This is a genomic window from Microcoleus sp. AT8-B5 (genome assembly GCF_036705565.1).
Taxonomy (GTDB): domain Bacteria; phylum Cyanobacteriota; class Cyanobacteriia; order Cyanobacteriales; family Microcoleaceae; genus Microcoleus.
This window is the reverse complement of record NZ_JAUBUY010000058.1, coordinates 18,765-38,454: the sequence shown is the minus strand read 5'-3', so window position 1 is coordinate 38,454 and position 19,690 is coordinate 18,765. Positions and strand designations below refer to the sequence as shown.

The 19,690-nt window shown below is 46.9% G+C and carries 14 protein-coding genes and 1 pseudogene; 10 read left to right on the top strand and 5 right to left on the bottom strand.

Annotation, left to right across the window (positions count from 1 at the left end; all coding sequences use genetic code 11):
- Positions 1–732, bottom strand: a 732-nt coding sequence (locus QUB39_RS26570; RefSeq protein WP_333240948.1) for a transposase, incomplete at its 3' end; no start/stop codon positions are given.
- Between the two features lie 264 nt (positions 733–996).
- The gene (ribD, locus tag QUB39_RS26565) at positions 997–2,172 is read right to left on the bottom strand and encodes a bifunctional diaminohydroxyphosphoribosylaminopyrimidine deaminase/5-amino-6-(5-phosphoribosylamino)uracil reductase RibD (RefSeq protein WP_333054471.1); all 1,176 of its coding nucleotides are present in this window, start codon (positions 2,170–2,172) and stop codon (positions 997–999) included.
- An 11-nt stretch (positions 2,173–2,183) separates the two neighbouring features.
- Between ribD and QUB39_RS26560 the strand changes: the two genes are divergently transcribed.
- The 3 genes from QUB39_RS26560 (at position 2,184) to QUB39_RS26550 (ending at position 3,974) form a co-directional block, all read left to right on the top strand.
- The gene (locus QUB39_RS26560; RefSeq protein ID WP_333054470.1) at positions 2,184–2,411 is read left to right on the top strand and encodes a hypothetical protein; all 228 of its coding nucleotides are present in this window, start codon (positions 2,184–2,186) and stop codon (positions 2,409–2,411) included.
- A gap of 81 nt (positions 2,412–2,492) precedes the next feature.
- Positions 2,493–3,353, top strand: a complete 861-nt coding sequence (locus QUB39_RS26555; RefSeq protein ID WP_333054469.1) for an FAD-binding domain-containing protein — start codon at positions 2,493–2,495, stop codon at positions 3,351–3,353.
- 207 nt (positions 3,354–3,560) lie between these two features.
- Positions 3,561–3,974, top strand: a complete 414-nt coding sequence (locus QUB39_RS26550; protein ID WP_333054468.1) for a hypothetical protein — start codon at positions 3,561–3,563, stop codon at positions 3,972–3,974.
- A gap of 123 nt (positions 3,975–4,097) precedes the next feature.
- Here the strand turns inward: QUB39_RS26550 and QUB39_RS26545 are convergent, their stop codons facing one another.
- Positions 4,098–4,637, bottom strand: a complete 540-nt coding sequence (locus tag QUB39_RS26545) for a cyclic nucleotide-binding domain-containing protein (RefSeq protein WP_333054467.1) — start codon at positions 4,635–4,637, stop codon at positions 4,098–4,100.
- Positions 4,638–5,295: 658 nt separating this feature from the next.
- On the opposite strand from QUB39_RS26545, the gene QUB39_RS26540 reads away from it, so the two are divergent.
- The 7 genes from QUB39_RS26540 to QUB39_RS26510 all read left to right on the top strand — a co-directional run bounded on the left by QUB39_RS26540 (position 5,296) and on the right by QUB39_RS26510 (position 17,525).
- Entirely contained in the window at positions 5,296–6,405 is a 1,110-nt protein-coding gene (locus tag QUB39_RS26540; protein ID WP_333054464.1) for a hypothetical protein, read from the top strand.
- A gap of 238 nt (positions 6,406–6,643) precedes the next feature.
- Positions 6,644–7,048 (top strand): hypothetical protein, encoded by a 405-nt coding sequence (locus tag QUB39_RS26535; protein ID WP_333054463.1) that lies wholly within the window; start codon positions 6,644–6,646, stop codon positions 7,046–7,048.
- Positions 7,041–7,382, top strand: coding sequence for a type II toxin-antitoxin system PemK/MazF family toxin (locus QUB39_RS26530; RefSeq protein WP_333054462.1), 342 nt, complete (start codon positions 7,041–7,043; stop codon positions 7,380–7,382). Before QUB39_RS26535 ends, QUB39_RS26530 begins: the two co-directional genes overlap by 8 nt.
- A gap of 64 nt (positions 7,383–7,446) precedes the next feature.
- The gene (locus QUB39_RS26525; RefSeq protein ID WP_333211257.1) at positions 7,447–10,698 is read left to right on the top strand and encodes an SMC family ATPase; all 3,252 of its coding nucleotides are present in this window, start codon (positions 7,447–7,449) and stop codon (positions 10,696–10,698) included.
- Positions 10,699–11,085: 387 nt separating this feature from the next.
- The gene (locus tag QUB39_RS26520) at positions 11,086–14,394 is read left to right on the top strand and encodes a PAS domain S-box protein (protein WP_333211255.1); all 3,309 of its coding nucleotides are present in this window, start codon (positions 11,086–11,088) and stop codon (positions 14,392–14,394) included.
- Between the two features lie 159 nt (positions 14,395–14,553).
- Positions 14,554–16,428: an adenylate/guanylate cyclase domain-containing protein gene (locus QUB39_RS26515; protein ID WP_333211253.1), complete on the top strand. Its 1,875-nt coding sequence runs from the start codon at positions 14,554–14,556 to the stop codon at positions 16,426–16,428.
- A 494-nt stretch (positions 16,429–16,922) separates the two neighbouring features.
- Positions 16,923–17,525 (top strand): Uma2 family endonuclease, encoded by a 603-nt coding sequence (locus QUB39_RS26510; RefSeq protein ID WP_333054458.1) that lies wholly within the window; start codon positions 16,923–16,925, stop codon positions 17,523–17,525.
- Positions 17,526–17,534: 9 nt separating this feature from the next.
- On the opposite strand, the pseudogene QUB39_RS26505 reads toward QUB39_RS26510, so the two are convergent.
- Both QUB39_RS26505 and QUB39_RS26500 read right to left on the bottom strand, forming a co-directional pair.
- Positions 17,535–17,729: pseudogene (locus QUB39_RS26505) on the bottom strand (YebC/PmpR family DNA-binding transcriptional regulator); the annotation flags it as partial.
- Positions 17,730–17,969: 240 nt separating this feature from the next.
- On the bottom strand, positions 17,970–19,664 hold the full coding sequence (locus QUB39_RS26500) for a hypothetical protein (RefSeq protein WP_333211250.1): 1,695 nt from the start codon (positions 19,662–19,664) through the stop codon (positions 17,970–17,972).
- Positions 19,665–19,690 lie beyond the last annotated feature (26 nt).

The window sequence follows — 19,690 nt, the reverse complement described above, 5'->3', positions numbered from 1 at the left end:
ATCAGTCGGTTGAATTTCTGCAACCGTTACAGGAACCGTCTTATCTTCTAGCGTCAGGGAAATATACCACCCATCCGGTTCTCTAATAACGCTCCCCATCTTAACCTTGAAGCCCGTTGGTATTGGACGATGAAAAACCATAGGTACTTGACCTATCTTTGCGAGGCGAATGCAAATCCTATTTTGCTCATCCTTGACAATATCTAAGTTGTCTAATTGAGGATAAGTGAAGGATTTATAGTAGTGAAGCCCCTTAAACTTGGGTTGACCCCTACGATTGCCATTTTTATCGGGTGTGGTGAAATTTGAGAAGGAAGTTTCCACTCTGTTGACGACATCTTGCAAGACCTGTGAATCCAACACTTTATAATCAGGGAATAACTTTTTAGTGTTTTTGATGTCAGCCAGTTGTATCGTCTGCCACTGTACATATCCGCCTTCAATGTTCGAGAAAACGTCGCCTTTCTTAGTCAAAGGATTACCCGATTCATCCTTTTTTCTACCATCCCTAGTCTGCACTCTCGTCAAAGGAATGTTTTGATAAATCTCTTCAACAGGGACTATCGAAACAATCAAGGGACAGGCGTTGACGGGCGTTCTCGTGGCTGACCACCACCTAAATCTTTCGCCAAGTCGGTAGTTGTACTGCCGACGACATAGTTCTAGATGAGCCACAATTGTTGCCAATTGGGCTTTTGTGGGTTTGAGGCGGTATTTGTATGTTAGTTGCATGGGAAATTTCTTTTTTCGACCTACCTTAATGTACCATTTTTTCGATTTAATAGTTAGAGAAAGTACATCGAAGTTAAAGGTACTCGCAATGTCTAATTGTCGGTTTCCGTACCTACACCCGACGAGCCTTTCATCACGCGGGCGTAATTCATTCGGGGTACGGGGCGTAGCGCTCAGATGCGTCCCATCTGAATATACCGAGGGACTTCCCGGCTGGTAGTTAAAAGTTAAAAATCAAAAACTCAAAAGACTCGCTTTTAACTTTCAATCTTTAATTTTTAAATAGCCTTCAACCACACAATCTGTACCCACTGTGCGCCAAGAAACCCGCTCTAAAGTTAAAGCCTCAGTCATTGCCGAAAAGCCCAAATCTCCCACCGGAGTTGGAGCTCCTTGGCCACCGACAATTTTAGGAGCAATAAAAGCCATAATTTTTTGAACTGCACCCTCAGCAATTGCCCTCGCGGCCAAAGTGCCACCGCACTCCCAGAGTACAGAAAGAAAAGATCGATCGTACAAATAAGCCATAACATTAGTCGGTGTCAGAGGGGAGAGCTCCACAACTTCCACCCCTTTGGCGATCAAAAATTCCTGAAATTCCGGGTTAACCCCAGGCTCAGTCAGCACCAAAGTAGCCGCCACAGAGGTTTCCCACAACCAAGCCGACTTCGGCAAATCCAGAGTGCGGCTCATCACCACCCGCAGGGGATTATTCCTATCAGGCTGGTGACTCGTCAGTAGGGGATTGTCCAGACGCACCGTATTTCCCCCAACAATCACAGCATCGCAGCCGACGCGCACCCGGTGAACCTCGCTGCGAGCCTCCTCGCCTGTCACCCAAGCGCTGTGGCCGCTACTGGTAGCAATTTTACCGTCCAAAGTCATCGCATATTTCAAAATTCCCAAAGGCCGGCGGTGCAAAATCCGGTGCACAAAAGCCTCGTTGAGTTTTTGGCAAGCTTCCCCTTCCACTCCCGCCACCACTTCAATGCCAGCCTCTCGCAACCGGGCTAGCCCAGTGCCAGCTACCAAAGGATTCGGATCGACCATGCCAGCCACTACTTTTGCCACCTTCGCCTTAACTAAAGCTTCGGAACAGGGAGGAGTCCGGCCGTAGTGGTTGCAGGGTTCCAGGTTCACGTAGACAGTCGCTCCTTCGGCAAGTTCCCCCGCTTCCTGGAGCGCAAAAACTTCGGCGTGAGGTTGACCGGCACCGGGATGAAACCCTTCGCCGACAATCTTGCCGTCTCGGACAATTACAGAACCGACAAGGGGGTTGGGTGCGGTTTTGCCCAGAGCACGGCGAGCCAATTCTATGCAGCGGCGCATCATGGCTCGATCGAACTCTTGAACTTCGCTGTTTTCCAGTTGTTTTGTACCTTGCTGCTGTCCGTTAGCTAAGCTGGCGATCGCTTGAGCGTGCGCCGGAAAAGTTTCCATGAGATTTTGCTATGATATCTATCCCTGAGTGTACTGAGTTTGATGCTAATTTTGGCAGCGAACCCACAATCAATTGCGGCGGGGGCAAAATGTACGTTACCACTGAGATATTGCACCATTCTCAATTAGCCTTTATGAACAGGCTTTCCGGCCTGTTCCACAAGAAAATTTATCTTTTGTGGAACAGGCCGAAAAGCCTGTTGCTGACAAGGGTGCAAGATGTGAGTTACCAGGAGTGAAGGGCAATTTAGGGCATCTAGCCGCGGGCCCGATCGAATAGCTTTAACATTAAGAAAAAATAGCAGGTGCTTGAGAAAAGAATGAGTCAGGACATGAAGCGGGAATTTGCCAGCCGCGACGAATTAATTGCCTACGTGCGCCAACAGTTCCCCGAAGCCGCCCGGCGGGACAGCAGCGTACCCCCAACCCCAGGCGGGCGCAAAGCAGCCGAGACAGCCCTGCAACAAATTGACCCCGGCAAATACGCCTCAACCCGCAATTTCCTCAACGGTGCGGTAACGCGCTTGTCGCCCTATTTGCGCTACGGAGTTTTGAGTCTTGCCGAAGTCCGGGATGCCGTGCTGGAGAAGGTGCGGCATCCAGAAGAAGCTGTGAAACTTGTCAACGAGTTGGGTTGGCGGGATTATTGGCAGCGACTCTACGCCGAATTGGGCAACGGGATTTGGGAAGACCGGGAACCCTACAAAACTGGTTACACTGCCTCATCTTACAGCGAAACTCTGCCCCAGGATGTCGTCGAGGGCACGACTGGTTTGGTTTGCATCGACAGTTTCAGTCGCGAGTTGCGAGAAACTGGTTATTTGCACAATCACCAGCGGATGTGGACTGCCGCTTATCTCGTACACTGGCGCCGCGTGCGCTGGCAAGCCGGAGCTCGCTGGTTTTTGCAACACTTGCTAGATGGAGATCCGGCGAGCAATAATCTTTCTTGGCAGTGGGTAGCCAGCACTTTTAGTCACAAACCTTATTTTTTTAATCGGGAAAATTTGGAGCGTTACACTAAGGCGGTTTATTGTCGCGATTGTCCTCTGTATGGGCAATGCGATTTTGAGGGAACTTACGAATATTTGGAAGGGAAGTTGTTTCCTAATGGAGAAAAGGTCGATCGTAGCGGCGGTTCTAAAAGTTGGAACCGCCCTAAAAAAACTCGCAGAAATTAAAATGTCATTAGTAGACCTCTTGCAAAAATCCTTTTCCTCAATTGATGGGACGGGCTCTGGGGCCCATCCCACAAGAGTTATTTTTTCTTGTGGGATGGGCCCCAGAGCCCGTCCTAATTATTTTTGCAAGAGGTCTAGTCATTAGTCAGTAGTCAGTAGTTATCAACAGTTAACAGTCAACAGTCAAAAGTTAACAATTACTAATTTATGAACAATCCGATTATTTGGCTGCACGGTGACTGTTTGAGTCCTGAAGGCCCCGCTTTTCAAGCGCACCCACAGGCACCGGCTATCTGGGTTTGGGATGATGCGCTGATTGATGAATGGCAGTTGAGTCTCAAACGAATGGTGTTTATTTACGAATGTTTGCTGGAGTTGCCAGTAGTTATTCGGCGGGGCGATGTGGCTGCGGAAGTTATCGCTTTTGCGATCGAATCCGGCGCTAATCAAGTGGTAACTACCGAAAGTCCCAGTCCTCGCTTTCAGGATATTTGCGGGAAAATTAAGCGATCGCACCCAGTAGAAGTTTTGCCACCGGAACCCTTTGTCCGCTACGATGGTTACATTGATTTGAAGCGTTTTTCTCGCTATTGGCGCGTCGCTGAAAAATATGTTTTCTAATTAGGAATTGGGAATTTGTAATTGGAAATAGGTGTTCTTTTCTCTTCTTCCTTCTTCCCTCTTCCTTCTTCCTGAAATCCGTTACATCCGTTACAGAATCCGTTGCCGAACTTCCTTCTTTCTTCAACTCCCCTTCAAACGCTCCAACAGCCATTGAAATCTCGATGCCGCCAAATCGGGATTTTCGACATTTCCCCGGAGGGCGTCCTCGCCGTCGGGATCTTCATATATTAAACCATCACTATCATCGCCGAAGCGTTTGACTGTACCCCGCAGTCTCGACGACAGAAATTTGGTAATCGCCCGATAAAACCGCAGGGAAAAAAGCACGTCTTGCTCGAGTTTTTCAGTTAGCAGTCGCCGGGGAATTGACAGGATGAGGCACTCTTCAATTGCCGTGACGCTAGCAGAAGGAAGCCTCCCGTCTACAAAAGACATTTCGCCTAACACTTCCCCGGAAATAATTTTTCCAATTTCTTTGTCGCCCAAAGATGATACAGCAACGCTCAAAGTTCCCTCCAGAACTATGTACAGGGCGTCTAAGGGCTTTCCTTCGGCGATCAGGGTTGTGCCGGGGAGGACTTGGGTGCGGGTGCCGTTGGCGAGCATCCAATCGATGTCGCGATCGCTCAATTCGCCTAATATCACTAGAACTTTGCTCATAAAGTCAGGTTGAGATGAGATAATTTGTATTTTTTTACTTGTTTAGTTGCGTGCTGTTGTGAGATGGTCAGACCCTGAGCGAAAGCGAAGGCTAAACTTTACAAATAGAACACTAAATTTTACACAATTTTCATAATATTCAGTAATTTTGACACGATCGAGCCACAAATCTTTCTCGAATCGGTGGTATTATTCTACATTACTTGTCAGGAACCCTGCAGCAGCCGATCGCGTTGTATTAACTGCACTTGCTTGGGACGGCGGGGTTGCCCAAACTGTTTTAAAAGCTTGTTGTCTCTTGGTTTAGAGCTGGTGCGCCCTCAAAAACCGGATTTTTCCGGCGTGGCTGCGAGTGCAGCGCCCCCAAGTAAAGTATTGTAGGATGCAAGCGAGGCGAACGATCGACCCCTCAATTAAACAGGATTAAGGATGAAATCATCCCTAGGATTGATTTTTTGCCGATCGATCTGTAAATTAAAATTAGCCTCTAAACCCACCGTCCGTTCTTGAATCTAATCAGCTTGAGAGTTGACTATTCAACGGTAAAATGGCAATCTAGGAACAACACAACTCATATTTGTGTCTTTTTTTCCCAAAGCTCTCGACGTTCTCCCTCAAACACTTACACTTTTAACACACCCTTCATTGAGGAGTTGCTATGAATAGTCTATTTTCCAAGTCTACTTTTGCGTTAATAAATCTTGCAGCTTTAGCTGTTTGTTGCAGTACCATGTCAGCGAAAGCTGAAACTGGCAACTTGCCCGATGTCGCTACAACTGCAACAATCGCAGCTCAAAATATTGACCAAACTTCTGAGCCGACGGCAACTTCAGCAGTTAAACCCGACGCAGAAACAACGGCTAGTAATAAAAAAATTGATTCAATCAGTTGGAGCGAACTAACAGAAGCGGCAGAGCCAGCAGCCTCTGAACCTGCCGCCAACTTGCAAGTATCTATTGCTGCACCCGAAAAATCGGAAGCAGCAACATCTGAAATTGCTGAGACAGAAACAGCGCAAAATACATCCATTGCTGCTGAGACTCAAAAGTCGGAAGAAACCGCTAAAATTGCTGATAATGGTGTCAAAGTGCAGTCAACAGTCGAGACTGTCAAAAAGAGCGATCGACCTACCTCAATTGTTGCCCAGAGCAATAATCTTGAAGTAACAGCAACAAAGGAAGAAAAAGAAGTCCAAACAGCACAAGAATTGTTGAGCAATCCTGTCAGCACTTCCGCCTCAGCTCTGACAAACCAACCGAAAGTTGCCCAAAAACCTGCAACTGTCTCCGAAGCAACTGAAAAAGTAGCTCAAGGAACTCAAATCCGACCAGGCCGAGCAACCCGTTCTGGGCCCAGCTACATCGGCATTGGCGGCAATCTAGGTTTTGGCGGAGATTCAGCTTTAGGCGACGGTTCATTTGCGATTATTAGCAAAATCGGTTTGACGAACAATTTCTCGGTGAGACCGACTGTTTTGTTCCGCGACAACTTAGCTTTTCTAGTTCCTGTTACCTACGATTTTGTATCTCAAGAGACCGTGGAAGTCAGCGATGATTTTGTGATTACTGCTGCTCCTTATGCAGGTGCTGGCGTGCTAATTTCTACCGGTGATGACGGTACTTTTGGCTTCCTGATTTCGGGAGGTGTAGATGTGCCACTGTCGAGAAATTTTACAGCCACAGCCGGACTGAATATTGGTTTTGTAGACGGAGCTGAAGTGGGATTGTTGGTCGGTGTCGGCTATACGTTCCCGAATATTGCCCGGTAGTGTTGCTGTTTGAGCAAACGCATGACAAATAAATAAGCGCGGGGTTGGCTGTAGGAATACAGTCAACCCTTTTTGATGATGGAAAATCTGCCTATGCGATCAATGTAGGGTGCGCCATAAGCACAGAGCGGTAATGTAGGTTGCGTCATAAGCACAGAGCGCCGATAGGGATTTTTGTGAAAGATATAATGATGGTGCGATCGATCTTATATCTTGCACCATTTTCAATAAGCTTTTTATGGACGGGCTCTCCTGCCCATCCCACAATCAAATTCACTCTTTGTGGAACAGGCCGGAAAGCCTGTTCTTGAAAATGGTGCAACATATGAGATCGATCGCACTTTCTCACCAACCACCCGAAAAAACCGTGACCAAAACAGAAATCTTAGCAGCACTCAAAAATCTGACAGCAGAAGAACGCCTAGAAATCATCGAAACAGCTTCGCGGATGATGCGCGAAGAAATAGAAGAAAAAGCCCAGCGCAAAGCTGAGAGAAAACGCAGACTCAGAGCCGCAGCAGAAGCAGCGGTTCCTTTGTATGAACCAGGAGGGCCGCTGCACGATTTGTGGTCGCCCGACAGCGAACCGTATTTCGATTCAGAGGAAGAATACCTGAGCGCAGGGGTAGAAACTAATGCGTAAGGGCGAAATTTGGCTTGTCAAACTAGATCCAACGGTGGGAGATGAAATTGGCAAAACTAGACCTGTTGTGGTTGTCAGCGATGATGAATTGGGAAAGTTGCGGCTCAAAGTAATTGTTCCAATTACAGCATGGAACGATCTTTTTTCCCCGCTTGATTGGATGGTGCAGCTCGAACCGACCTCAGAAAATGGCTTAGCCAAACTCTCAGCAGCCGATACTTTTCAAGTCCGTTCCGTCTCCCAACAAAGATTTGTCCGACAACTCGGAACCCTGTCCGAGACAATTATGGAAGAAATTGCAGAAGCACTGACAATTGTTCTGGATCTAGATTGAATAACTAGGCAACAGCGTACAAATAGTGTTATTTATAGATAGATTGTATGGCGCGATGGCCTAAATGATTCCTATACAACTTACACTCAAAAATTTTCTCAGCTATCGCGAAGCTGCTTTAGACTTTCGCGGCCTGCACACCGCTTGCATTTGCGGGCCTAACGGTGCTGGCAAATCCTCCCTCTTAGAAGCCATATCCTGGGCACTTTGGGGCTGTTGTCGCAGCGATACGGAAGACGATATCATCCATATCGGCGAAACTGATGTGCGCGTTGATTTCACTTTCTCCACCGGCGGCCAAATCTACCGGGTGATTCGCAACCGCCGACGCGGACAATCGGGAAGTTTGGAATTTCAAGTAGCAACAAACCCCCCCTTCCCCCCCCTTGGTAAGGGGGGGCCACAAGAAGTGAATTCTTCCCTTGGTAAGGGGGGGCCACAAGAAGTGAATTCTTCCCTTGGTAAAGAGGAACCCGAAGAAGTAAATTCTTCTCCCCCCCTTAGTAAGGGGGGGTCGGGGGGGGTGAATTTTCGCACGCTCACAGACAAGGGGCTGAGAACAACTCAGCAAAAAATCCTCGAACACATCAAACTTGATTACGATACTTTCATCAACTCGGCGTATTTGCGACAGGGGCGAGCTGATGAATTTATGCTCAAAAAGCCGATCGAACGCAAACAAGTTTTAGCCAACCTGCTCAAGCTCGACTCCTACGACACTTTATCCGACCAAGCCAAAGATACGTCCAAACAATTTAAAGCTCAAGTCGATGTACTCAAACAGAGTTTGCTAACCGTACAAGAGCAACTGCAACAAAAAGAGACCATCGCCGCCGAACAAACTCAATTGCAGCAAGCAACCGATTTGCTTCAGCAGCAGCAGCAAGCCGACACAACCGAGTTACAGCAACTGCAACTCCAGCACCACAACCGTCAAACTTGGCAAAAACTCCTCGCCGGCCACCAGCAACAGCACTACAATATCACTCAAGAATGCCGCCGCTTGCAGCAAGAACTCAGCGCCGCCAAACAGCAGCAAAATGAGCTACAAGCCCTCTTAGTTCAAGAAAATGAAATAACAGAAGGAATTGCGTATTTCCACAGCTTGCAAGCCACAGAAGAGACTCTGGCTGGAAAATTTAAGGCAAACCAACAAGCCCAAAATCAGCGCCAGCAATTGCAAGAACAGCAGCGGCAAGAACTGAGCTTTTTGCAAAGCAAAATTCAGCAATTGCAAGCTCAATTAGATGTTTTAGAACAGGATGAAAAAGATGTTCTGGAAATTCTCAAACAGCAGCCGGAGGTTGACAAAGGACTCGCACAGTTGCAAGCAGTTCGATCGCGCCTCAACGAACTAGAGCAACTGCAACTGCAAGTTTCGCCGCTTCTACAACAGCAGCAGCAAAAGCAACAAAAGCTCGATCGCGCCCGCGCCGGTTTAACCGCCCGCTTAGAGGAAATCAACCGACAGGTGCAAGTTCAGCAGCAGCAGCGACAGCCGCAATTACAGCAGGAAATCTCGGCCATCGCCAATCAAATTTTGCAGTTGGAAAACAAGCGAGTTTATCAGCAGCGAGTCCGCGAAAAAGGTCAAGAAAGGCACGACTTTCTCGGAAACCTGCAAGCCAAAAGCCGCGACTATCAAACCAGACTCGCCGAGATCGACCAAAAACTGCAACTGCTGCGGAAACATGAAGGAGAAAAAACCGCAGGTGAAGGTAAAGCCTCGAATTTTGCGGAAAACGAGCCATCAAATTCGCATTTAATGGTGCGGGATACAAATTTTGGCAATTGTCCTTTGTGCGATCGACCTTTAGACGAACACTACTGGAATTTGGTAGTCACAAAACACCACACCCAACAGCAGGAAATCTGGAACCAACTGTGGGTTGTGCGCGAACAGTTAGCCGTCTCCGAGCGCGAAATTCAAGTCCTCAGACATGAATACCGCGAACTAGAAGAGGAATTAGCGCCCTACCAAGAATTGCGGGAACGTCGCAGTCATTTGCAAGCACAATTAGATAGCCTGAGTCAAGATGAAACTCGACTGCAGAGTATGCGTCAAGACGCGGCAGAAATAGAGCGGTTGCTACGCACAGGCGAGTATGCAGCGGAGGATTTGGGCGAACTCCAGCAAATCGAACAGCAACTGCAACAGCTCAATTACAGCGATCGCAGCCATTCCCTCGCCCGCAGCGATGAAAAGCGCTTGCGGTGGGCGGAAATTAAGCAAGCTCAAATCAAAGACGCTCAGCAGAAACTGAATAAAATTAATGCCCGTCGCCCGGATTTGCAAACTCAATTAGCCACCGTACAGCAACAGTTAGAACAGCAAAAAAACAGCTCGGAAATACAGCAGCAAATTCTATCTTTAGATAGATACATTGCGGAAATTGGCTATAATTTGGAACAGCACGAACACGTGCGGAGCGAAATGCGCCGATCGCAGTTTTGGATCGCCCGCGCCGAAAAATTGCGATCGGCAACTGTGCAGTATCCGCAAGTGCAGCAGCGGGTTAATGAAATAGCAAATTCCATCGCTGTGCGCGATCGAGATTTGCAAGCTGTCAGCGCTCAAACTTCCGCGATGAACCAGCAGTTGCAAGAACATCCCGATCCCACAGCGCGCATAAGTGCGATCGAACAGCAAATCAGTCGCCGCCGCCAGCAGCTAGACCAACATTTGGGCAGTCTCGGACGCCTCCAGCAGCAGCAGCAAAATCTGGAAACTCTGCAAGTTCAGCTAGTAGCTCAAAAAGAGCAAATGCAAGTTGCAAAACGCCAGCAGCGAGTTTATCAAGAGTTGGGTCAAGCATTTGGTAAAAACGGCATTCAAGCTTTAATGATTGAAAATGTTTTGCCTCAACTTGAAGCTGAAACAAATCAGATATTGTCGAGATTGAGCGCCAATCAATTGCACGTTCAATTTATTACTCAGCGGGCGGCTGCTTCTAAAAAAGCAACTAAATTGATTGACACTTTAGACATTTTAATTGCTGATGCTCGCGGGACTCGCGCCTACGAAACTTACTCTGGCGGTGAAGCTTTTCGGATTAATTTTGCGATTCGGCTGGCGCTGGCGAGACTGCTGTCTCAGCGGGCGGGTACGGCTTTGCAAATGTTGATTATTGATGAGGGATTTGGGACTCAGGATGCTGAAGGGTGCGATCGGCTGATTGCTGCAATTAATGCGATCGCCTCCGACTTCGCCTGCATCCTCACCGTTACCCATATGCCTCACCTGAAAGAAGCTTTTCAAGCCAGGATTGAAGTAAGCAAAACTGCTCAGGGTTCTTGCCTTAGCTTGTCAATTTAAAAGGGTTGATGAGCCGGATGGAAGGAGGAGAAGAAAAAAAGTTAAAAATCTCAGTATTTTCACCTTCTGTTTTCTTGCCGCCTTCGGTATTTTCACCTTCTGTTTTCTGGATAAGTGCCTCATGCCTTCGGTGATACTACTTACTTTCAAACAAAAAGGCAATTGTAGGCCCGTGCCCCAAACCATAATGGAATCAGTCATTGCCAATCTAAAATCTAAAATCTAAAATCTACAATGGTATTACTCCTTTCCCCGTCGGCTTTTTTGGGCTGCTGATTTTGTTAAAAAAGCTAAATTAAAAATAAAATTATAGAATAAGAATGGCTCAAGCTATTTATAATTTTCTATTGTTCTGTCCGCTCCCAAGGAGTTTGGATATTGCTACAGATGACAACAGACTCTTTCAACCTGTCTCTCCTAGAACGGGCGATCGCAGCGTCGAGCAACAGCATTCTCATCGCGGATGCTCGCAAGCCTGACATACCGATTATCTACTGCAATCCTGCTTTTGAGAAACTGACCGGTTACAGTGCCGAAGAAGTTATTGGACGCAACTGCCGATTTTTGCAGGGCCCAGATACCGATCAGGTCGAATTAAATAAACTCCGCCGCAGCTTGGAAGCGGGAACGGAAATTCAGGTAGTGCTCAAAAATTATCGCAAAGACAAAACTCCTTTTTGGAACGAATTAATGGTTTCCCCCATCTTAGACAATGAGGGAAAATTAACTCATTTTATCGGAGTTCAGAACGATATTAGCAAAAGAGTAGCAGCCGAAACTGCCAGGGAAGAAAGCGAAGAAAGATTGCGCGCGATTGCCAGTACAACTCCCGTGCCCCTGTTAATTACGCGCCTAGAAGACAGCGTCATTTTGTATGCAAATCCTGCTGTTGGTGAAAGTTTAGGTTTGAGTTATGAACAACTTGTGGGTGGAGAAAAAATTGACATCTATGCCAATATAAATGACAACATTCAACTACTAGAATTGGTCAAAAAGAATGGCTTTAGCGACCGCGAAGAAATCTGCCTCAAGAAAGCAAATGGCAGTTTTTTTTGGGTAAAAATGTCGATGCGAGCGATTAATTTTAATGGGGAAGCCGCAATTTTATCGGCATTTTACGATATTACCGCTCGCGTAGAAGCAGAAACAGCACTACGGCAAAGCGAAGCGAGGTTTCAAAAACTAGCAGCCAACGTTCCGGGAATGATTTATCAATTTCAGTTAGCAGCAGACGGCACTATGTCATTCCCCTACGTCAGTTCCGGCTGTCGCGAACTCTGGGAATTAGAACCAGAGGTACTGCAAAACTCAGCTATTCCCGCGCTCGAAATGATTCATCAAGACGATGCGCCAAGCTTCCATGAATCTGTTGCTATCTCAGCTAAAACTTTAGAGCCTTTGCGGTGGGAAGGCAGATTTGTTTTTCCGGGCGATCGGATTAAGTGGATTAGCGGGGCTTCCCGACCAGAACCGGGCGAAAAAGATAACATTATTTGGGACGGCTTGTTGATTGATATTAGCGATCGCAAACTTGCAGAATCAGCACTGATCCAAAGCGAAGCCAGATTCCAAAAAATGGCCGCCAATGTGCCGGGAATGATTTATCAATACTTGCTGCATCCCGACGGTTCAAATGAATTCATTTATGTGAGTTCCGGCTGTTGGGAACTCTACGAATTAGATCCTGAAAAAATTCAACAAAACTCCGATTTAATTTGGGCAACGGTGCATCCAGAAGACCAAAAAAATCTGTTAGAATCAATCGCAATTTCCGGCGAAACTCTCAAACCTTGGATATATGAAGGGCGGATCATAACTCGATCGGGAAAACTGAAATGGATTCGCGGCATTGCCCGCCCCGAAGCGCAGCCGGGGGGCGATATACTGTGGGAAGGGGTGACAATCGACATCAGCGATCGCAAGCTAGCAGAAATCGCCCTGGGCCAGTCAAAAATCGCCCTGCAACAAGCCAATCAAGAACTTGAAAAGCGCGTCCGAGAACGCACGGAAGCCTTGGAAACATCCCAAAAAATGCTATGGTTAGTAATCAATAACATCCCTCAGTTAATCGCCTGGAAAGATCGAGATTTAGTTTACTTGGGAGGCAACAAAAATTTTGCCAAAGTCGCAGGTTTCAATCACCCCAGTGAAATCGCCGGTCTCACCGACTTCGATATGCCCTGGAAGCCGGAAGAAACAGAATTTTTTCGAGCCTGCGACCGCCGGATTATGGCAACCAACACCCCAGAATATCACATCATAGAATCTAAAATGCAAGCCGACGGCACCCAGTGCTGTCTGGATACAAATAAAATACCTTTACACGACAATTCCGGCAATGTTGTCGGCATTTTGTCTACCTTTGAAGACATCACCGATCGGCTTTCGCTAACAGCTAAAGTCCGGGCTAGCGAGGAACTATTTCGCACAATTTTTGAAGATGCACCCATCGCTATCTACTTAGCTAATTTAGATGATAACAAGTTAGTGAGAGTCAATAAAACTTACTGTGAAATGCTGGGATATACCGCAGCCGAATTGCTCGCCCAAACATTTATTGAACTTGGGCATCCCGAAGATTCTCCCAAAAATCTCCAAGTTGCTGATTCTCTTGAGCGGGGAGAAATTACTCACTATCAAATCGAACTCCGCCAGATTACCGCTACAGGTAAAATTGTTTGGGTAAATGTGACAGCTACTTTAATTCGAGACGGCGAAGGACAACCTATTTACAACTTAGGGATGATTGAAAATATAACCAATCGCAAAATTTCCGCCGCCGCACTCCAAGCTTCCGAATCTCAATTAAGAAAACAAGCCGCCCAATTGCAAGAAGCCTACGAACAACTACAAAACGCTCAAATCCAATTAGTTCAATCCGAAAAAATGTCGAGTCTCGGTCAGATGGTGGCTGGGATTGCCCACGAAATTAACAATCCCGCAACTTTTATTAACGGCAATATTTCTCACACTTATAACTATTTTCACGATTTAATTGAACTGTTAAGTCTCTACCAGGAATGCTATCCGTCCCCAGTACCTCAGATTGCTGAAAAAGTTAAGGAGTTAGAGTTGGATTTTCTGAAGGAAGATTTGCCAAAAATGCTGAATTCCATGAGAGTAGGAGTAGAAAGAATCAGTAATATTGTGTTGTCGCTGCGAAATTTTTCGAGACTGGATGAATCAGAAATGAAGTTGGTAGACCTTCATGAAGGAATTGACAGTACACTGTTAATTTTGCAGCATAGATTGCATCAAGCAAGTATAAAAAGCGGGATTGAAATCATTAAAGAATACGGAAAGATATCCAAAATATACTGTTGTGCGGGACAGTTAAACCAGGTTTTTCTCAATATTATAAGCAATGCGATCGACGCTCTAGAAAACCAACCGGAACCTCGGACGATCGTGATTCGCACCCTCATGAAAAAAGCTGGGTTGAAAAGCCACAGTAAAAGCCAGCTCAGTGATTGCGATCGCATTGTAATTTGCATCGCCGACAGTGGGCCGGGAATGAGCGAAGAGGTTCGCAAGCGGCTATTTGACCCGTTCTTCACCACCAAGCCCGTAGGGGCTGGAACCGGCTTAGGATTATCCATCAGCCATCAGATTGTGGTAGAAAAACATAAGGGAAGCCTGCGGTGCATCTCAGCGCCCGGACAGGGAGCGGAATTCTGGATTGAAATCCCCTGCTGAGCGATCGTCGATTAATCTAAAAGTTTAAATATCTAACTTTTAACTCCCAATTGCCGTCGGTGCTTGAGTTATCAGGGTTTTGAATTAACCGCACTCAGAGACCGGAACAAATCGCACTCAGCGGTGTGCTAATCTGCTGCCCTTATTCGCTAGGCAATTATGCTGAAAAAACTACCTTTATCCTGGTCTCGCTACATTCCAGCCGGGTTGACGCTGGGTTTGGGTGTGGGACTGTCGCTTCTCACATTCGCCTTGGTTTGGGACTGGGAAGACAAGCGCCGCGACTACGAAATGCACCGCCGCATTGACGATATTTCGATCGGCATCGAACGCCAGCTCAACTCCGACTTAGATACTGTTCTCGCCCTCAGCGACTACATGAAAGCCTTCAACACCGTCGAGCGTTCCTCTTTTGCCCGGTTTGTCGCCCGTCCCCTATCCGTCCACCCCAGCCTGCAACTCCTGGCTTGGGCCCCCCGCGTCCCCCAGGACGAGCGACGCAACTACGAAACCAAAGCTAGAACCGAAACCGACCCCAGCTTCGAGATTACAGAGCGTGGCCCGCGAGGAGAACTCCGCAAGGCCCTCCAGCGTTCCGAATACTTCCCGGCTTTCTACGTCGAACCACCAGCCGGAAACGAGACAGCATTCGGCTTTGACCTCGCCTCCCACCCAGAAATCCGCGCTGCGCTCGATCGAGGACGCGATACAGGAGAAATGATTGTCACCAACTACATCGGCTTAACTCAAGGCAATTCCCCGGAACTAGGTCTTTTGGCCATAGTTCCGATTTACGAAAACAGCAGTAACCCGACTACCCTGGAATCCCGTCGCCAACTGCTACAAGGATTTGTTCTGGGCGTATTTCGAGGCAAAGATATTTTCCAAACCTCTTTAAAAGGACGCAATACCGAATACCTCAATATTTATCTCGTTAGCGAGGCTCCAGACAAGCAACAAGCAGCGTCACTGTTACCCCAAACGGCCAACCCGGTTCTCAAAAATCTCCCTGCTGAGGGCCAAATTCAGCAATTTGCGGTGCAGTTCCAATCCGCGAGCCAACAAGTGCTTCCAGTATCAGCCACTGCTGACCGATCCCTCATGCAAAACTGCCCAATTCTTGACAATCCAGGCCCGAACTATACAGCTTGCAGAAGGCGGCTGAAAATTAGCGGCCGCCAGTGGTCTATGTACGTGTCTGCAACGCCGGAAATTCGCCGGATTCGCAAGCACTGGCGCTCTTGGGGAACTCTGACGATGGGGATGCTGTGGACTCTGATTCCGGTGACATATATGCTGACATCTTTGAGTCGCACCGCCCAAATCGAAAAGCTAGCCGGAGAAAGAATTCGCCAAGCCGAACAGTTGCAGGCTGCTTACCTACAGTTGGAACTCGAACAAGCTAAATCCGAGCAACTGCTGCTCAACGTTTTGCCTGCTGCGATCGCCCTGCGTTTGAAGGATAATGAACACAATATCGCCGAAAGTTTTGCGGAAGTAACTGTGATGTTTGCCGACATTGTGGGGTTTACAGAGCTTTCGTCGAGAATTTCAGCGACGGCGGTGGTGGAAGTGCTCAACGATATTTTTTCGGCTTTTGACCACTTGGCCGATCGCCACGGTTTAGAGAAAATTAAGACTATTGGTGACGCTTACATGGTTGTCGGCGGTTTGCCTACAGCCAGAGAGGATCATGCCGAGGCCGTTGCGAACATGGCGATCGATATGCTGCACGAAATTAGGCTGCTGAGTTTAGAACATTCGGAACCTTTCAGCATTCGGATCGGGATTAGCAGTGGGCCTGTCGTTGCAGGCGTTATCGGCTTAAAAAAGTTTATTTACGACCTCTGGGGCGACACAGTAAATATTGCTTCGCGCATGGAATCCCACGGGATTACCGGCTGCATTCAAGTCACCGCCGAAACCTACGAGAGATTAAAAGATAAATATACTTTTCAGAAGCGCGGCGCCATTCAAGTTAAGGGCAAGGGATACATGGTTACTTATTTACTGACTGGGAAAAAAGATTATTGACAATCAAGCATCCGGGATACAAGCCCCCGGATTCATTCGTCCAGAAATAAAAAACCTGTATCCGATGAAACTTGCCCCCCAAATTTATCCGTGGGGTCAGTCGATTTTAGATTTTAGATTTTAGATTTACCCCACAGATAAATCTGGGATCTTGAACTAGGGTCTAAAAATTTTATCTTTCCACGACAGGAGTACGTGGCACGGTATCCGTTTTTGGGCTGGGTCAAGGCTTCTATTCTTTAATCTTTAATCTTTAATCTTTAATCTTTAATCTTTAATCTTTAATCTTTAATCTTTAATCTTTAATCTTTAATCTAAAAATGCTTCAATTCTAAAATCTAAAATCTAAAATCTAAAATCTAAAATCGATTAATCCAGCCCAAAAACGGATACAAGCCTCCGACTCCCCGATCGACTAAGACTTTCGAGCGCCAAGCTAAAATAGTGTAATATCAAGGTATTATATCACCCCTGCACCAAAAAAAGGAAAAACCATGACGACGCTGCTAATTCAAACCGAAAGCGTCCCACTGACGGTCAATTTCCCTGCGATCCAATCGATGACTGTTGAACAGTTTTATGAATTCTGTCTAGTTAATCGCGATTTGAGAATTGAACGTACAGCCAGTGGGGAAGTTATCATTATGTCACCAGCCTTTTCAGATACAGGGAACCGCAACTTCAAGATTGCCCTACAATTGGGGAACTGGGCAGAACAAGATGGCACAGGTGAAACGTTTGACTCCAGTGCAGGCTTTACCTTGCCGAATGGAGCAACCCGATCTCCCGATGCCTCATGGATTAAACTAGAGCGCTGGAATGCCTTAACTGAAGAACAAAAAGCCTCATTCGCACCGATTTGTCCAGACTTTGTGATTGAATTGCGGTCTGCTAGTGACACTCTCAAGGGATTGCAAAATAAGATGCAAGAATATATTGAGAACGGTGTATCGCTCGGCTTTTTGGTCGATCGCAAAAACAGAAAAGTCTATATTTACCGTCCCAATCGCGAACAGGAAATCTTAGATAATCCTGAAACAGTCAGCGCAGATCCAGAGTTACCGGGATTTGTCTTGCGGATGGCAAAAATCTGGTGATTTAGATCGTTATACCATACTCAAAGACATCAATTCATCTGTCATTTCAAAATTCGCCGTCACACTTTGCACGTCATCCAAATCTTCCAGTGCATCCATTAACTTCAAGAGCGATCGAGCTTTTTCAGGAGTATCTCCTTCCACGGTAGTGATCGGAATCCAGCGAGTTTCCGACTGCACAACAGCAAAAGTTTTTTGTTTCAAATGACACTCCCCACTCTTTCATAGACTGGGATTATTGGTTCATAGATACCTTATTTTTTAGCTCGAATCACTAAATCAATTAACTGTTATCGTCCCAGAGTTTTACCCCATTCGCTTGAGCCAGTTTGAGTATTGGATTTGACATTTCCGGGCGTGAACCCACGGGGGAGTTTGCGATCTAGCTTAGATTTCAGTTTGTGCTTCAGTGGCTTCCGATACCCCATCCTCGATCAAAGTTGGCTACGCTTGCTTTTGAGCTTGCTTTCTTTTGCTCAAAACAGCCCGTTGAATTGTCAGCAAAATTTTCCCCTCTTGTTCATTAATTTCACCGTCAGCCTCGATGATGTCCGTGCATCGCTTTAAAAGCGGTTCGGCAAAGTCGAGTTCGAGTTGTTCGAGTAAAATATCCAACTTGGGAGGCAATTTAGACTTATTTTTCACAGCTTCAATCTCAGCTAAAGACTTGGGATTTAAATTTGCCGCTTGTAATTGGGGTAATAACTCATCCCATCGGGTGAATTTTTGGGTGGTATAGACGACATACACCAAAATCCAATCCATCACCGTTTCTTGTGCGATCGCTTTCTCTAAATATTGCTCACTTTCCGCTTGCAATACCTCTTGTAAATCTTCGAGCTTGGTTTCGATTTTCGAGGAATCGATATCGGCTTCATAAAACCGACAAGCACCGTATCCCAGCGCGTAAATCATTGTCGCACTGGCGCTAGCATTAATTACCGCACCCGCCAAGGGAATATTGCTGACAAGCGTAACTCCAGCTTCGATCGCTAAATTGCTCCCCAAGGATAAACCGAAAATAGCGACAACTTCTTTTTGGCGATCGCTCGATTGCAAATCCTTTCCATAGGCGGCAGCTATTTGATAAACCAACTCGGCGGATAACACCGTCATTGCCGCTAAATCCATGCCAGCCAATGCCAAAGCTGCGCCCGGAACTAAACTGCTAACCAAGCCACTTCCTGCAGCTAGCAAGGCTTTTTCCACCATTAAGCGATGTGCGATTTCTTGAGGTTTCTCGTGAGGATATTGGCGCTGCAACTCTCGAACTTGCGCCTCGGCAGTCACGACATCAACTTTATTTATCGCATTAACTAACCAGTCGATTTTGAAATTTTCAGTCAGTTTTTTTAGGATAGGACTCTGAGAAATCGAACCGAGGGCTGAACCAAAAAAATTGGGAAATTGGAGTGCTGCACTTCCGGCATTCCCTACCGCATTCCCTACCGCACTCGCGGTATTAACAACAATCTCACCTCCAGCACTGCTTGCTGCATTCCCCACCGCACTAGCCGTATTAACAATCGCACTTCCGGCATTCCCTACCGCATTACCTACCGCACTCGCGGTATTAACAATCGCACTTCCGGCATTCCCTACCGCACTCGCGGTATTAACAACAATCGCACCTCCTGCACTGCCTGCTGCATTCCCCACCGCACTCGCGGTATTAACAATCGCACTTCCGGCATTGCCTACCGCACTCGTGGTATTAACAACAATCGCATCTCCAGCACTGCCTGCTGCATTGCCTACCGCACTGGCGGTATTAACAATTGCATTTCCGGCATTGCCTACCGCATTCCCTACCGCACTCGCCGTTGCAGAGACGGCTCCGAAAACGGGACCGAACCAATTGGATTTACCCCCTGATCCAGCCTGCACATTTGATTCGGATCGATCCTTGGTTTTTGATACTTCGGTTGCTGACAGAACTTCTTCTGAGTGGGTGCTGTCTCTTTTGCTTTCGTTGTTATCTAGCATGGCTTTACTGTGGGTTGAGATTTTCAATGCAGCTTTTTCAGCAATGCGTTGGATTGACACTCCCCACTCGCCTACAGATGGGGATTCGTTTCCTGGTAATAGTGTAGCGCGATCGTCCCGCTGGCGAGTTTTCATCTTTTGCAGTGCCAGCATGACGATCCAGATCCCTCATCTTTAAA

What these genes read in the sequence shown, in the direction of transcription:
- QUB39_RS26560 (WP_333054470.1), top strand. Translation starts at nt 2,184, where the DNA reads ATGATATCTATCCCTGAGTGTACTGAGTTTGATGCTAATTTTGGCAGC.
- QUB39_RS26535 (WP_333054463.1), top strand. Translation starts at nt 6,644, where the DNA reads ATGGACGGGCTCTCCTGCCCATCCCACAATCAAATTCACTCTTTGTGG.
- QUB39_RS26550 (WP_333054468.1), top strand. Translation starts at nt 3,561, where the DNA reads ATGAACAATCCGATTATTTGGCTGCACGGTGACTGTTTGAGTCCTGAA.
- ribD (WP_333054471.1), bottom strand. Translation starts at nt 2,172, where the DNA reads ATGGAAACTTTTCCGGCGCACGCTCAAGCGATCGCCAGCTTAGCTAAC.
- QUB39_RS26545 (WP_333054467.1), bottom strand. Translation starts at nt 4,637, where the DNA reads ATGAGCAAAGTTCTAGTGATATTAGGCGAATTGAGCGATCGCGACATC.
- QUB39_RS26520 (WP_333211255.1), top strand. Translation starts at nt 11,086, where the DNA reads ATGACAACAGACTCTTTCAACCTGTCTCTCCTAGAACGGGCGATCGCA.
- QUB39_RS26540 (WP_333054464.1), top strand. Translation starts at nt 5,296, where the DNA reads ATGAATAGTCTATTTTCCAAGTCTACTTTTGCGTTAATAAATCTTGCA.
- QUB39_RS26510 (WP_333054458.1), top strand. Translation starts at nt 16,923, where the DNA reads ATGACGACGCTGCTAATTCAAACCGAAAGCGTCCCACTGACGGTCAAT.
- QUB39_RS26530 (WP_333054462.1), top strand. Translation starts at nt 7,041, where the DNA reads ATGCGTAAGGGCGAAATTTGGCTTGTCAAACTAGATCCAACGGTGGGA.
- QUB39_RS26525 (WP_333211257.1), top strand. Translation starts at nt 7,447, where the DNA reads ATGATTCCTATACAACTTACACTCAAAAATTTTCTCAGCTATCGCGAA.
- QUB39_RS26500 (WP_333211250.1), bottom strand. Translation starts at nt 19,664, where the DNA reads ATGCTGGCACTGCAAAAGATGAAAACTCGCCAGCGGGACGATCGCGCT.
- QUB39_RS26555 (WP_333054469.1), top strand. Translation starts at nt 2,493, where the DNA reads ATGAGTCAGGACATGAAGCGGGAATTTGCCAGCCGCGACGAATTAATT.
- QUB39_RS26515 (WP_333211253.1), top strand. Translation starts at nt 14,554, where the DNA reads ATGCTGAAAAAACTACCTTTATCCTGGTCTCGCTACATTCCAGCCGGG.